Here is a 14,909-nt window from a genome sequence, read left to right as displayed (position 1 = left end):
GCACATCGATGCCAATACCATTGCGACCGACTGTTTGACCGGAACTGTGGATGTAGCGCCCCTCACCTAAATAAAGTCCGACGTGGGTAGTTTTTTCTGGAGTCCCGAAAAATATTAAATCTCCCGGTAAAAGATCCTCAATCGGAATTGGCTGAGTAAATGCTTCCTGCTGATAGGAATCTCTGGGTAACCAAATACCCACCGAAGCAAATGCTGCCTGCATTAACCCAGAACAATCGTAATTTGGCCCCACCGTGCCGCCCCACAGGTAATAATTGGGTTGTTTCATGGCATTTTGGGTAAAGGCAATCACTGCCGGCAATCGTGCTTGGATTTCGGTCGCACAAAGATCGATCGCCTGATAAGGGGTTGCCACTTCCTCAAGATACCTTTTATCTTGGATTGACAGCCAGCCGGGATAATCATCCTCGCACAGACACACCTCAATAGATGTATCAGATGTATCCCCATTGGGCGATACTACTCGTAGATGACGCCCAAGCGCCGCCTGAGTTGCCAAACGGGTGCAGCTAGGAGAATCGTAAATGTTGACATTGCGTCGGCATCGGTACTCGATCGACTGGAAATTTTCGTTCACGATCTGTGGTTAGCGGTTCGCAGTTTATTGTTTGCGGACGAAGACGTTGCAACGAACAATGTACTACGAACAATCTCAAATCTAAAATCTAAAATCTAAAATCGAATGACTTTTTTCCGCAAAGACGAACAACTGCAACAGCTGGGCAATCAAATCCTTTCTGCAACTTGGGCGGAATTTCCAGACCTAGCCCGCAACCAAATCGCCCTTACTTGGATTGTCTACGATCCGCCCGTGCCTGTAAATACAGGTGGAGCCCTTAGCCCGCAAGCTTTTTGGAACCACGAAGTTAGAGGTTTCAGCTATCGAGGTAGCGATCGCATCTATCCTGCCAGCGTCGTCAAGCTGTTTTACCTGGTGGCAGTATACGAGTGGTTGGAAAAAGGCATGATTCAGACAACCGCCGAGTTGGAACGCGCTATCCGCGATACGATCGTCGATTCTAGCAACGACGCCACCAGTTTAGTTGTGGATGTCTTGACGGGCACCACCAGCGGCCCGGAACTATCCCACGGGCCGTTCCAAACCTGGCAGTTACAGCGTAACATTGTCAATCGCTACTTTCACTCGTTGGGCTGGCCGGAGTTAGAAGCAATCAACGTTAACCAAAAAACCTGGTGTGATGGTCCCTACGGACGCGAGCGCATTTTTGTGGGCGAATTGATGGAAAATCGCAATATGCTGACTACTAACGCTACAGCTCGTCTCCTGCACAGCATTATCGGCGGAGTAGCAGTATCCTCAAAAGCTTCGCAAAGTATGATGGCCTTGATGAAACGCAGTCTTAACCCAGCTGATTTAACAACCGACGATGAAAATCAGGTAACCGGTTTTCTGGGGGAAGGTTTGCCTCAGAATGCCTTACTGTGGTCTAAAGCTGGATGGACTAGCCAAGTACGCCACGACGCTGCCTATATCGAGATCCCGGGTAAGCAGCCCTATTTGTTAGTTGTATTTACAGAAGGAAGGGCACACAGTAAAAACAAAGCGATTTTGCCTTTTGTTTCTCGTCAAGTAGCTGGTGCAGTGGACGAAGCTGATGCTGGCGAAATGTAAGCGCTTCGCTGCTGCGGTCTGCGGTTGGCAGATATTGGCCCGAAAGTCTCTCCACACAGGAAAGTGGAAAAAGAGCCTAAAGCTGCTTTTTTATGGGGTTACCGCACAATCATCCGAACTATAGAGGTCGCTACTGCGGATTTTCTTGTATATTTAGCATTAGGCCGAACAACTCGCGTCTGTATGCCTTTTTTCGGTTGCAGTCGGATCGGATCTGCGCCAATCGAGCCATCTAATATCGCGAAGATTGGCAACTCTTGAGCGCAATACAGTCAATGCTGTGCTGGAAGCAAGAGGTGTATTTTGCACAAGTCGAAGCATCAAAAGCCAAACTTTCCCGAACTGTGTAGCTCATACTCCCAAGGATTTGAGCCTGCAAGTACATCATTTTCCTGAGTGCGGCTATACCTGTCACCGATACTAGGATTAAATTCTGATATAAAATTTCGCTGGGATTAACTATTGTCCCGATCTTTGTCGAGGAGTGAATGTGAATACGAATCCTTTTCAACGTAGTGTTTTCTTTGTGAGTTTGGCAGCGATCGCAGGTGTAAGTAGCGGCTTGCCTGCTATAGCCCAACCTACGGTCACCGCACCCGCTGCGATCGATCGCGGTTCCAACTTTGCCGTGACTCAGACTCAACTGTCGCAGTCAGAATCCTTAAGCAACTCACCCGCGCTTCAGAGCGAATTATACAGCTCTGGGCTATACAATCTGCTTGAGGAATCGGCGATAACATCAGATGATACGGCAAAAAAGCAGCCAGCTCCAGGTACAGCAGAAACTTCAGCTTCAGCTCTATTCGGTCGGTCTGCATCTCGCCAAACAGCACCAGCAAACGCACCAGCTAAAAAAGGCCAGCGGGTGGCTCAAGCCGAATTGGAACCGGGTCGCGCCACTCGTTCTGGGTCTAGCTATCTCGGTGTCGGCGGTAATTTGGGTTTGACGGGAGACACCGCTTTGGGCGATAGTGGCTTTACGATTTTCAGTAAAATCGGACTGACAAGAGTCTTTTCGGTGCGCCCTTCCGTAGTGATAGGCGATGACACCGACTTCATCATTCCAGTAACTTACGATTTTCCCATCGCGGCGGAACCTTTTCAAAGAATCAACTTTGCTCCTTACGTTGGTGCTGGAGTCATTATTTCCACTGATGGAGATAGCAATCTTGGCTTTGCTCTGACTGGGGGTGTCGATGTGCCAATCAGCAATCAATTTACGGCTACAGCTGCTGTAACGGCGGGCTTTATCGATACGACTGACTTGGGTATCATGTTGGGCATTGGCTATAACTTCGGTACTGGATTCCGATTCTAGTAATATCTGTCTTCTGATTTGCTGTTAACCCTCAAATTGCAGCTTATTGAAAGTCAATTTTTCATTCCCCATAATTCTGTATTTGGAGTTATGGGGGATTTTTTGTTTGTTTTTTTATTGAGCGGTCAAAAGGGATCTTGTTGATGCAAAATAGGTGGGTGCATGACGGTTGTACGCTCACCCACCTGACTGTATTCCAAGTATTTGAGAAATGCGGCGATCGCTACTGAGGACTTACTTTACCAGTAACTTCCAGTTTGCCATCGTCTTTGACCGCCCAAACATCGTAACTGCCCACAACATCACCGTTTTCGTCAATATCCACGTTGCTGCTGGTTCCTTGATAGTTAATATCTTTACCTTGGCGCACTAATTCCAGTGCTTTGCAGACATCGCTGACTTCTTCCCCTGGCGCATTGGCAACATCTCTGATTTTGCTCTTGATGCCTTCCCCTGTATTGGACTTAGCTGCTTCTGCTGCTAGCACTAACAAAGCCGCCGCATCCCAAGAGTGGGGCACAAAAGCACCTACTTCTGTACCTTTCTTCTCTTTCCATAATTTGGTAAAATCGGCTAGAGATTGGCCGTTGGCACCGGGAACTGTGCCTACTGCTCCACCCAGGATAAACTTATCGTTGCTGGTTTTGCCCACCTTTCCGGGAAACTGTGGCGAGTAAACGCCATCGGTGAGCATCACCGTTACTCCTTTACTCACACCTTGCTCGGCAGCAGCTTTGAGCAATAAACTGCCCGTGTCTTCGTACAGAACGGCAACTACGGCATCCGGCTTACCGGCAAAGGCACTGGCTGCTTCGGTATCAAATGTAGTGGCTTTGGGGTCGTAGCGGGTCGGCTTGCTTTCGTTGACAACGGTTCCACCCAGTTTTTTGAATGCTTGCACAAATTCTTTTTCAAAACCGACGCCGTAATCATTATTAATAACGACGGTGGAAACTCGCTTGAAGCCTTTTTCGCTGGCGAGTTTGGCCAAAGCTTGCGCTTGATAGGTGTCGGGTGGTGCGGTGCGTGCCCAATAACCTTGATATTTGCCTTCTTTTGCAGCTGTAGTAAAGACGGGACTGGTGCTACCAGGAGAGATGAGCATGACTTTGTTCCGCACTGCAATATCCACGGCAGCAGTGGAAACGCTGCTGGCAAAGGAACCGACTACACCAGCTACTTTGTCGGCTTCTGCTAGCTTGGTCATCCCGGCAGCACCGGCTTCTGGTTTGGTTTGGTCGTCTTCGGAAATGAGGGTAACGGGTTGACCGTTGACGCCACCGCATTTGTTGACGGTTTCGACTAACAAAGGTACAGCAGCAATCATCCCCTGTCCGATCGAAGATAGGTCACCGGTGGCGGGTAGCAGGGTGCCGATTTTTAGTCCTTTGGCGTTGGTAGCTGCGGTTGTGGTGACTGAGGTTTGGCTGACCGCAGCTGTGGTGCTATTGGGGGCGGGGGCTGTCGGGGTCGAACTGGTGTTAGTGCTGCTGGTGTTTTGACAAGCAGCGGTGACAAAACCTGTGCCCAGTGCGATAAAAGCTAGAGCTAGAGCTTTGCTGTACTTGAAACTTCTCTTTTTAGCCGATTTACTCATTTCTTATTCCAATCCTCAACAATCCGCAACAAAAGGGTTGCATAAAATATTACATTTATATTCTGTTTTGCAACAGAATTGTCACATTTTACACTGCCAGTATCCCAAATCGGGAAATTTATGGTATATGAATCCGCTCGCGAGTTTGCCGATCGCACTTCTAGGGAAAAATCAGGTTAAAATCTAGCGCCAATCACAAAAAATGGGTTTTAAACGCATTTCTTCCGATGATTTTGGGCAAGCGATCGAGCCTATTCCACGACGAAGTGCGATTGACGAGCAATAATATATATCTGTTTTAGTTTTGACTTTCGATCTTTGAATACGGAGAGGGAGGGATTCGAACCCTCGGTACGGAGTTACCTGCCGTACAACAGATTAGCAATCTGCCGCTTTCGACCACTCAGCCACCTCTCCAGGGTGACAGAAATTTATATTAGCACAGCATTTAGAGAAAGTATAGTCTTTTGCGATCGAGATCTGAAAAAATCCGCACCCGCAGTACCTGCAATGACCCAAGTGGGGGCACGATCATCCCAAAGACTGAGGGTGGGGGGCGTGAGACATCAGTCCGGTAGAAGATGATCCCCTCCGGCTAAATACCTACCCTTTAACTAAAAGGGTCTCTGAGATTTCACTCTTTTCGATCGAACAGAACTATGCGATCGAGCTTTCGTCCTCAATGTCGTTGCATCCCCACACTTACTAAACCTATGGTTTCCACTATCAAACAGCACATCGCTTTGATCTCTGTTCACGGCGATCCAGCAATTGAAATCGGTAAGGAAGAAGCTGGCGGACAAAACGTCTATGTGCGTCAAGTGGGCGAAGCACTCGCCAGACTGGGGTGGCACGTAGATATGTTTACCCGCTTTTCGAGTTCCGAACAATCTACAATTGTCCAACACAGTCATAATTGTCGCACGATTCGACTGCAAGCAGGGCCGAAGGAATTTGTACCCCGCGACAATATTTTTGAATATCTACCGGAGTTTGTAGAACAACTGATAAAGTTTCAAAAGCAATCTGGCATCACCTATCGCTTGGTACACACGAATTACTGGCTTTCCTCTTGGGTGGGAATGCAGCTGAAAAAAATTCAAGGTGTCAAGCAAGTACATACTTATCACTCTCTGGGTGCTGTCAAATATAAGTCGGTCACAACTATTCCGATGATTGCCACTATGCGGTTAGCAACTGAAAAGGCAGTCTTGGAAACAGGGGATAGAATTGTAGCGACTAGCCCGCAGGAAAAAGAACATATGCGTAGTCTCGTTTCCTCTAAGGGCAAGATCGATATTATTCCCTGCGGCACCAATATCGACAGATTTGGTAGGGTTAGCAGAGAAGAAGGACGACAGAAATTGGGCATAAAGCCGGATAGTAAGGTTGTTCTTTATGTAGGAAGGTTCGATCGTCGCAAAGGGATCGAAACTTTAGTTCGTGCTGTCGGACGTTCTCAGCTGCGCGGTAAGGAAGATTTACAAATAATAATTGGTGGTGGCAGTCGTCCCGGCGAAAGTGATGGCATAGAACGCGATCGCATTGAGGGTATTGTTGAGGAACTGGGATTGAGAGAAATGACGACTTTCCCAGGCAGGCTCGATCGAGATATTTTGCCATTTTACTATGCTGCTGCTGACGTTACTGTCGTTCCCAGTCACTACGAACCGTTTGGATTGGTGACTATTGAAGCGATGGCTTGTCGTACACCGGTGGTAGGCAGCGATGTGGGCGGTCTGCAATTTACTATAGTACCGGCAGAAACTGGCTTGCTCTGTCCGCCGCTGGATGAAGTCGCTTTTGCGAATGCGATCGATCGCATTCTCAGCAATCCAGAATGGGGCCAAAAGCTGGGTCAAGCGGCAAGAAAGCGAGTAGAAAAAATGTTTAGCTGGGATGGGGTAGCATCTCAGTTAGGCGAACTTTACAGCAATTTACTGCAACAAACCGCAGTAGGATTGCAAAAAGTAGGTGCTTAATGTTTTGACAGTCATCGGTCATCAGTCAGATGTTATTAGCTAGCCAGCATAAAATAACTGCTGACTGTTGACTGCTGACTAACTACTTTTTGGAAAGCCAACAACTAAACCGAGAACATTCTGACGCGATTTCTCCAAAAAGTCGCGAGCAACATTAGCACTGGTTAAATCCAGTACGCCAAGGCGAGAAACTAATAAAAGCCCATCAGCCATTTTACCTAAGAAGAGAGCGTCAGTAGAGACTTTCAAGGAAGGAGCGTCAACTATAGTTAAATCGTATTTGGCTGAAAATTTGTTGATTAATGATGCTATCCCAGGAGAGTCCATCACTGCGGTTGAGTTAGTGGCAAGGCTCTCACAAGTAAGAACTTCCAAATTAACCATTACTTGTGCGGTGGTAATGATTTGTTCTTGTCCGACAAGAACATTGCCCAAACCTCGATCGGAAAGTTCCGAAACTTGATGGGAGCGGGGATTTAGTGCATCTGCATCTACCAGTAAGACTCGACGCCCCATTTGCGCCATAGCCACAGCTAAATTAGCACAAACGGTAGATTTACCTTCTTTAGGTAATGAACTGGTGACTACAATTATTTTGAGGTCTCGATCGGAATTGAGAAAATACAGGTTGGTTTGTAACATTCGGTAAGCTGTACTGACTGGTGAATCGGGCGCTTCTGAGACAACAATATCGAGAACTGATTGCTGTAAATCGAGGTGCTTTTGCAAAGACTGTTTGCGAGCGAGTTTACTAATTTTTTTATACTTTTTATCGAAAGGTATCGCTCCCAGTAAGCTAAATCCAAATAAATCTCTTACCTCTTCCACAGTTCTGATGGATTTGTCAGCGGCTTCTAAAATAAGGGCAGTAGCTATAGAAAACATACCCCCCAACAAAACCCCTGTGACTATAGATGAAGACTTACGAGAAGCAAGAGGCTCTTGAGGAACAAGGGCGGCTTGGATAATGCGAGCGTTACCCATATTCTGATTTTCGGCTATCCGGATTTCCTGAAGCTTTTGCAGCAGAAGTGCATAAGTAGATTGGGCGGCTTGTAATTTACTTTCCAACTCGCGCTGTTGCTGTTCCAGTCTGGGTATGACACTTACTCGTTCCTTATAGACAGCTTGTTGTTTCGATAAAGTGTAAACTTGATTGGCTAAACCTCGACGTTTTGCTTCTATTTTGACAAATTCTTCAATCAATCTCGGTTTTACTTCTCCCATTTGCAAATTCACATTTTCCGATTGTTTCTGACTACCAACAGACTTTTGTATTTGTGCTTGTAGTAAAGCTTTCAAAGAGGCTTCTTTAGTTTTTAAGTCAACTATCAAAGGGTGTGTTTCGTGGAAGCGAATTCGCTCGATTGCTAACTGGCGTTCTACCTGCTGGTATTCTTTCAGCGCCTCCTGTACTGAGGGGGATTGGCTAAGAGAAGTTGCTGTCAATCCTTCCTGTGCATTCATCTGCAATTGGTTTTGGAATGCTTCCGATTCGGCATTTGCATCTGCGAATTGAGATTTAGCTTCGGCAATTTTGCCTTCTAAGATGCCAATAACTTCTACAGCAGATTTGGCTTCTTCTTGGAGCGAAACAACTTTGTTCTGTTCTTTGAATCGGCGCATAGAAGCTTCGGCTTGACGCACAGAAGCTTCGGCATTAGGTAACTGTTTTTCTAGAAACTCGCGGGCATACACTGCTTCTGCCCGATTCAGAGTTTGATTGTTATCTATATAAATTTGGATCAGTGTATTGACAATTAATGCTGGTTTTTGGGGATTTTTTTCTTTGTAGGCTACTGACAGCATATCGGTTCCCTTGATATTTGCCACTGACAGGTTTTTCAGAAAATCTTTTACTTTTAGCGGTGAGTTTTTTTCATCCAATAGATTGAGTTTACTGATAGTTTTCTGTACGATTGACTCTGAACGAATTACCTCTATCTCTGTGTTCAGGGGGTTACTTTGTTCTCCTACAGGAGCAAATTCTCCGATCTCTTTTCCCAATCCCGTTATGGAAGAAGTAGGATTTGTCTTTTTCAATAAAAGCTTTGCTTCGGCTTCATAGACAGGCTTTTGCCGGGAGGTATACACGAGTGCTAGCACGACAACCAACCCAAATATGGCTGAGGTTGGCAACCAACGTCGCTTCAGAATAAGCCAGTATTGGTGAAAACCTACAGAAGATTCTGTGGACTCCATAAATAATTCCTGAAGTGGCTCCTAGACAGAGAAGCTAATTTTTGTATCATTAAATTATAGTATTGTCAACTCCCCCTAGTCTATATTTTTTTGATGAAATTTTTGTCAAAAAATAAAATACAGACTAAAGATTTATGAAGACAAATTTCAGCACCAAAAGCATCAAAACGTGAAAACAAGAGCTTTCTGCCTTATATAAGACAGTTCTTAACTGTGCTGAGCTATTTAACTATGTTATCAAAAAAAAATTTTTTGTAAAGATTTACTAAACAAATTTACTGTCTAAGGGGGGATGTCATATGCTAGATGATGTAGTATAGAGGAAAATCGGTTAAAAAAAGGTTATGTTAAAGTTATCGGAAAAATAATAGATCGTAGAGTCATTGTCAGTTTTGCCTGTTATGAGTTTTAGTAGCATGAGGAGTATCTGGGAACGGTGTCATTAGGAGAGGGAATAAAAATCGCAGAATCTGCAACACATAGAACAGAACTAAAACACGGACTATGCAACCCCTATTACTTACATAGCTCGAAAAGGTGAAAAAGTGGGGAAGCAAAAGTGAAAACACAAAAAGGAAAAGTGAAAAACTGGTGAAGAAGAGTAAAAAACAGGGGAAAAGGGAAGATACAGCTTAATTAATGTTGATAAGTAGCGAATTTAGCGAAGAAGTAACAATTTTCACCTGAATACAAAAAAAATTAGAAATTTGTGTTTAAGCGGAGAGTGGTTGAAATGAATAGGCTATTTTTAAATTTGCTAACGGGATTAAAAAATCGGAAGTTTTTAATATGCGATCTAATAATTTTCTTAATTACGCCCATATTAGCGTTGGCAATTCGGTTAGATGATGATTTTACGGTTGAACCATACAAATATGGGTTGCTAGTAGCAACGCTGATGTTTTTAGCGGTAAAAATAACTGTATTTGCTCAGTGGGGCTTTTACAAGCATTACTGGCGCTATGCCACTATTGATGAGCTGGAGCATATGGTGATGCTTACAGTGGGGGCTACAGTATTGCAAACCATAGTTTTTAAGATGCTGTTTTATGTGAGCGATTTGGGGGTAGATAGGTTACCGAGATCGCTCCCCTTGCTGGACGGGATTCTCAGTTTGCTGTTAGTTGCGGCCAGCCGTTTCAGCATTCCCGCGCTCGCCAGACTCAGACAAGGACGTAAGAAATCTTACAAAGGAGATCGCGTCCTTATCGTTGGAGCGGGCAGCGCAGGCATATCCCTAGTGCAAAAAATGCAACATAGTCCCTCTCTGGGTATTTATCCAGTCGCGTTTATTGACGACGATCCCAAAAAATTCAACTTAAATATTTGCAGAATTCCTGTACTGGGCGATCGCTATAAAATTCCCGAAGTGGTGCGCTCTATGCACATCAGCAAAGTGATAATTGCTATGCCTACAGTTCCGGGTAGAGACATTCGGGAAATCGTAGAAATTTGTCAATCAGCGGGAGTTGGAACGAGTACGCTACCGCCCATCAATGAAATCCTCAATGGCGATCTCAAGATGAACAGCGTTCGGGATGTACAGATAGAGGATCTGTTGCGTCGCGAACCAATCCAAACCGAGGTAGATAAAATCTCTAGATTGCTAAAGGGTAAAACAGTTCTGATTACCGGAGGGGGAGGGTCGATCGGCAGCGAACTTTGTCGGCAAATTTTTAAATGTCGCCCTGCGGAAATGATCCTGATAGGACACGGAGAAAATTCCGTATTCAATATCCAACAAGAACTGCAACAGCTTGTGGAAGAATTAAAACACAATGGGGAAAAGCAACAAGAGATTCCTCGCATTACAGCATCGATCGCAGATATTCGATTTTCCTCGCGACTGAAGTACATTTTTGAGAAATACAGGCCAGAAATAATTTTTCACGCTGCGGCTCACAAGCACGTCCCCATGATGGAATTAAACCCGCCAGAAGCAATCACCAATAATGTGCGGGGTACAAAAAATCTGGTGGATATGGCATTGCAATACAATGCCCAACACTTTGTCATGATCTCCACAGACAAAGCCGTTAATCCCACTAATATTATGGGAGCTAGCAAGCGAATTGCCGAAATGATGGTACTGCGAGCCGCCCAAAAAACTGGCAGACAGTTTGTCGTGACTCGTTTTGGCAATGTCTTGGGTAGCAGGGGTAGCGTTGTGCCAACCTTTAAGCGGCAAATTGCGGAAGGTGGCCCGATTACAATTACCCATCCAGATATCACTCGTTTTTTCATGACAATTCCAGAAGCGGTGCAGCTGGTTTTGCAGGCGGCAGTCCTGGGTAAGGGTGGTGAAGTATTCATGTTCAATATGGGGCAACCAGTCAAGATCCTCGATTTGGCAAAAGATTTGATTCGCCTCTCCGGATATGAAGTAGGCAAAGACATTGATATCGTCTTTACGGGGTTGCGTCCGGGAGAAAAATTGTATGAAGAACTGTTTATCGAAGGTGAGAAGTATGACCCCACCCAACACGAAAAAATTATGACTGTTGCCAATGCCGCTGGTATAGTACCGGAAATTGTTGATTTTAAGGTGGATGCTTTATGCGCGGCAGCAGATAAAAACGATACCTATTCGATCGTCTTTTTGCTGAAGCAGTTATTACCGGAATACAAGCCGAATCGGCCAGCTGACGAGCCAGCGCTGGAAGAAACAAGCTCAAATCTCAGCGTTAACTGGCGGTTACTTTATGAAGCTTGCCGTCAGATGCAGCTTTGGCAGCATGAATCTTCTAATGATGCAGGGATAACAGTAGACGTTAACCTTACTAGCGAACAATTTTTCCAACCTGACTTCGCCGCTCAGTTACGCCAAATCATCCAGGAAACCAATATCAATCCTGCTTGTTTGAGACTGGTAATTCCCGAAGATGCCCTCGCTCAAAATCCCAGTTTTGCTACTATTGCCTATGCTCAAATAAAAAGGTTGGGCGTGCAATTAAAACTAGATAACTGGGATAAATTAATTCCTTCTTTAGTTTCGAGCTTAATCGCTTTGTCGCCATCACCCAAAATGAATGACCGCGAAAGCGATGAGATAAATCACAGTGAATCTACGGGTATAAAAGAAGTTGAAATACCGATGGCGGAAAAATAGATTGTATGCAAGGATACAGATTAGGATGCTGGCATAACATATCAATATTGTGGGGGAATAAATATAAAAAACTACCTAAATTAATAGGAGGTTTGCTCGTGGTGATGTTGCTGACATCATGCGTAAGCACTCTGGCTAGGAATGACTCTAAAAAAACTATATCCTATGAAAGCAGTCTGGAAGATTTTACCAATCCTGAAAGAGGATTTTTTATAGCAATCGATCCGGTTAGGAATCAAGATACTTCTCCATTAGAGCTATCCGAACTGCGAAAGATCGGAAGTAAAAATATAACCTTGGTTCGCCGGATTTACTTGCTTTCAAAATTCCGAAACGGAATCATATCGCAGTCTTTTTTGGAGATGATATCCCAAGACTGCGAAACCGCCAGAAAAGCGGGAATAAAATTGATTATCAGGTTCTCATATAATTGGGTGGGTGGAGGTGATGATGCTCCCAGAGATACCATCCTTTCTCATATTGAGCAGTTAACACCCATACTGAAAGCTAATTATGATGCGATCGCCTATATAGAAGCAGGTTTTATAGGCTACTGGGGGGAATGGAATAGGTCTTCAAATGGTTTGGACAAGAACAATGAAGATCGAAAAGCAATCCTGTTTAAACTTTTATCAGCGTTACCCAAAGAACGTATGGTAGCAATCAGGTATCCCCGCCATAAACCAGAAGCTTTTAATAATAGCAAGAATCTCGAAGATCGAGAAGCGTTTAATGGTAGCGATCGCTCTCGAACTGGTTTTCATAATGATTGTTTTTTGGCTAGTATTGATGATAAAGGTACTTATAGAAGTACTATACCTATCATTGTTGACGCCCAAAAAAAGTATTTAAATATAGAAAATCTATATGTAGTTCAGGGCGGCGAAACTTGCCAACCTAGTGAATACGATGATTGTCCCAACACTTTAAAAGAACTATCACGAATGCGCTGGAGCGCATTAAATATGGATAACCCAGATGCTAGAGAAATTGTCAAAAAATGGCAAACTCAAGGCTGTTTGCCAGAAATCAAACGCAAATTAGGATATCGGTTGCGACTGGCAAAAACAGCAATGCCCGATCTTGTAAAGGCTGGCAACAAATTGACAATGAAATTAGAAATTATTAATGATGGATGGGCTGGCCTATACAATCCTCGCACACTGGAAGTTATTTTGCGTAACCGTCAAAACCGCCTAGAGTATTATTTACCAGTAAAAGAAGATCCCCGCAGATGGATGCCCGGTACTACTCAAATCGTCAATATTGAAGGCGGTATTCCTAAAACTATGCCACCCGGAGTATATGAAGTATTATTAAATCTACCAGATCCCGCTCCCAGATTATACAATCGCCCAGAATATTCAATAAGATTTGCTAACAAAAATGTCTGGTCAGCAACAACAGGTTATAACTCTTTATTGCGAAATGTTATAATCGCTGGCAGTGGAGAATCGTCTAATTATTCAGGGGAACTATTTTTTAGGGTGCGCTAGTTCCTGGACGAACTAAGATGTGGGTAAAATAGGAGTAGTACGAAAGTTGCTCTGAAATTAACCTAAGTAACTTCTGCGGTTCGTATTCATAAACGCAACTAAGCCAGAATCTGAAAGATAGAAAACCCGGGGTTATTTAAAATGAAAAATGGGCTATATCAAAAATCCCTTACCTTTTGGAATAAGTTAAGCAGCGGTTCTACAAATCGCAAAATTTTGGCAGCAACTTTAATAGTGGGAGTAGGATTAGGCTTTGCTAAATTAATATCTACTTTCAAGGAGTTAGTAGTTGCGTGGAACTTCGGAACTTCGGATAGTCTTGATGCCTTTTTAATGGCTTTTGTGCTACCTTCTTTTATCACCAATGTGGTGGCGGGTTCTTTTAATGCGGCTCTCATTCCTACCTACATTCAAGTGCGAGAAAAGGAAGGTAAAGAGGCAGCGCAAAAACTATTTTCTGGGGCGATTGTCTGGAGTTGTGGGCTGCTAGCAATCACCACGCTAATTATGCTGGCAAGTGCGCCCTTCCTTTTGCCAAAAATAGCGTCAGGATTCCATCCCGAAAAGTTAGACCTAACTTACAAACTGCTGTGGGCACTCGCACCTAGTATCATATTCAGCGGTATTCTGACTGTCTGGGCTGCCGTTTTGAACGCTGGAGAACGTTTTGCGTTAGCGGCTGTTGCGGAAACTCTTACCCCAGCTATGACTATCCTGTTTATGTTACTATTTCATTCTTGGGATGTTTTTTCCTTGGCTTGTGGTTTAGTGGCAGGGCAATTACTGGAAATGATCGTCATAGGAATGGCGCTGCACAAACAACAGATTTCATTAATACCCAAATGGTATGGATTTGATGAAAACCTGCGTCAAGTAATAGGCCAATACGCTCCGATGATTGCCGGAGCTTTTTTAATGTCTAGTTGTAGTTTAGTAGATCAATCAATGGCAGCAATGCTAGCACCTGGAAGCGTCGCCGCATTGCTTTATGGTAAGCGTCTCGTTCTTTTGCCAATTACTATAGCTTCCACTGCATTAAGCACAGCTGTGATTCCCTATTTTTCCAAAATGATCGCCCATCAAGATTGGAAAAGTGTAGAGCATACCCTTGGACATTACCTGCGGCTGATCTTTGGTGTAACTGTGCCAATGACGGTGTTATTCATCGCTGTGTCTGAGCCGCTCATACATCTGCTTTTCCAAAGAGGTTCTTTTCATGCTAGTGATACCAGTTTAGTATCGGCAATTCAAATTTGTTATGCTTTACAAATACCATTTTATATTGCCAACATTTTGGTGGTAAGATTAGTTTCGGCGATGAAGATGAATCACTTATTGATGCAAGTTTCGGCGCTGAATTTAGTCGTAAATATAGCTTGTAATTACCTGTTTATGGAGTGGATGGGAATCAAAGGCATTGCTTTGTCTACAAGTGTTGTCTATATGTTCTGCTTCTCATTCATGCTGATTAATGGGGAAATTCACCTGAGAAAGCAAAAGAAATTAAGCAAAGAAATAAATCAGCAATAAAGATTGAATTTGGCATAAATA

General features: G+C 44.1%; 9 protein-coding genes and 1 tRNA gene. 6 read left to right on the top strand and 4 right to left on the bottom strand.

The annotated features are described in order from the left end of the window. Positions 1-598 (bottom strand): C40 family peptidase (locus H6G03_RS28680; protein WP_322111992.1); only part of this gene is annotated, 598 nt, incomplete at its 3' end. A gap of 105 nt (positions 599-703) precedes the next feature. On the opposite strand from H6G03_RS28680, the gene H6G03_RS28675 reads away from it, so the two are divergent. Together H6G03_RS28675 and H6G03_RS28670 are read left to right on the top strand one after the other, a co-directional pair. Next, the gene (locus H6G03_RS28675; protein WP_190472333.1) at positions 704-1,654 is read left to right on the top strand and encodes a serine hydrolase; all 951 of its coding nucleotides are present in this window, start codon (positions 704-706) and stop codon (positions 1,652-1,654) included. A 490-nt stretch (positions 1,655-2,144) separates the two neighbouring features. Next, on the top strand, positions 2,145-2,972 hold the full coding sequence (locus H6G03_RS28670) for a hypothetical protein (RefSeq protein ID WP_190472331.1): 828 nt from the start codon (positions 2,145-2,147) through the stop codon (positions 2,970-2,972). Between the two features lie 223 nt (positions 2,973-3,195). On the opposite strand, the gene H6G03_RS28665 is transcribed toward H6G03_RS28670, so the two are convergent. Together H6G03_RS28665 and H6G03_RS28660 are read right to left on the bottom strand one after the other, a co-directional pair. Continuing rightward, a complete protein-coding gene (locus H6G03_RS28665; protein ID WP_190472330.1) occupies positions 3,196-4,569 on the bottom strand; it encodes an ABC transporter substrate-binding protein in 1,374 nt (457 codons plus the stop codon). 325 nt (positions 4,570-4,894) lie between these two features. Then, positions 4,895-4,986: transfer RNA gene (locus H6G03_RS28660), tRNA-Ser, on the bottom strand. 296 nt (positions 4,987-5,282) lie between these two features. Here H6G03_RS28660 and H6G03_RS28655 point away from each other — a divergent pair. Beyond that, positions 5,283-6,551 (top strand): glycosyltransferase family 4 protein, encoded by a 1,269-nt coding sequence (locus H6G03_RS28655; RefSeq protein ID WP_190472327.1) that lies wholly within the window; start codon positions 5,283-5,285, stop codon positions 6,549-6,551. Positions 6,552-6,629: 78 nt separating this feature from the next. Here H6G03_RS28655 and H6G03_RS28650 read toward each other — a convergent pair whose 3' ends face one another. Next, the gene (locus H6G03_RS28650) at positions 6,630-8,753 is read right to left on the bottom strand and encodes a GumC family protein (protein ID WP_190472325.1); all 2,124 of its coding nucleotides are present in this window, start codon (positions 8,751-8,753) and stop codon (positions 6,630-6,632) included. 733 nt (positions 8,754-9,486) lie between these two features. Between H6G03_RS28650 and H6G03_RS28645 the strand changes: the two genes are divergently transcribed. The 3 genes from H6G03_RS28645 to murJ all read left to right on the top strand — a co-directional run bounded on the left by H6G03_RS28645 (position 9,487) and on the right by murJ (position 14,888). After that, positions 9,487-11,862, top strand: a complete 2,376-nt coding sequence (locus tag H6G03_RS28645; protein ID WP_190472322.1) for a polysaccharide biosynthesis protein — start codon at positions 9,487-9,489, stop codon at positions 11,860-11,862. Between the two features lie 104 nt (positions 11,863-11,966). After that, complete coding sequence (locus tag H6G03_RS28640; protein ID WP_190472318.1) at positions 11,967-13,358, top strand: DUF4832 domain-containing protein; 1,392 nt, start codon at positions 11,967-11,969, stop codon at positions 13,356-13,358. A 141-nt stretch (positions 13,359-13,499) separates the two neighbouring features. Further along, positions 13,500-14,888: a murein biosynthesis integral membrane protein MurJ gene (gene murJ, locus H6G03_RS28635; protein ID WP_190472315.1), complete on the top strand. Its 1,389-nt coding sequence runs from the start codon at positions 13,500-13,502 to the stop codon at positions 14,886-14,888. Positions 14,889-14,909 lie beyond the last annotated feature (21 nt).

It is taken from the genome of Aerosakkonema funiforme FACHB-1375 (assembly GCF_014696265.1).
Taxonomy (GTDB): domain Bacteria; phylum Cyanobacteriota; class Cyanobacteriia; order Cyanobacteriales; family Aerosakkonemataceae; genus Aerosakkonema; species Aerosakkonema funiforme_A.
This window is presented reverse-complemented; position numbering and strand designations above follow the sequence as displayed.

Coding starts and splice junctions, on each gene's coding strand:
- H6G03_RS28675 (WP_190472333.1), top strand. CDS start 704: ATGACTTTTTTCCGCAAAGACGAACAACTGCAACAGCTGGGCAATCAA.
- H6G03_RS28665 (WP_190472330.1), bottom strand. CDS start 4,569: ATGAGTAAATCGGCTAAAAAGAGAAGTTTCAAGTACAGCAAAGCTCTA.
- H6G03_RS28655 (WP_190472327.1), top strand. CDS start 5,283: ATGGTTTCCACTATCAAACAGCACATCGCTTTGATCTCTGTTCACGGC.
- H6G03_RS28650 (WP_190472325.1), bottom strand. CDS start 8,753: ATGGAGTCCACAGAATCTTCTGTAGGTTTTCACCAATACTGGCTTATT.
- H6G03_RS28645 (WP_190472322.1), top strand. CDS start 9,487: ATGAATAGGCTATTTTTAAATTTGCTAACGGGATTAAAAAATCGGAAG.
- H6G03_RS28640 (WP_190472318.1), top strand. CDS start 11,967: ATGTTGCTGACATCATGCGTAAGCACTCTGGCTAGGAATGACTCTAAA.
- murJ (WP_190472315.1), top strand. CDS start 13,500: ATGAAAAATGGGCTATATCAAAAATCCCTTACCTTTTGGAATAAGTTA.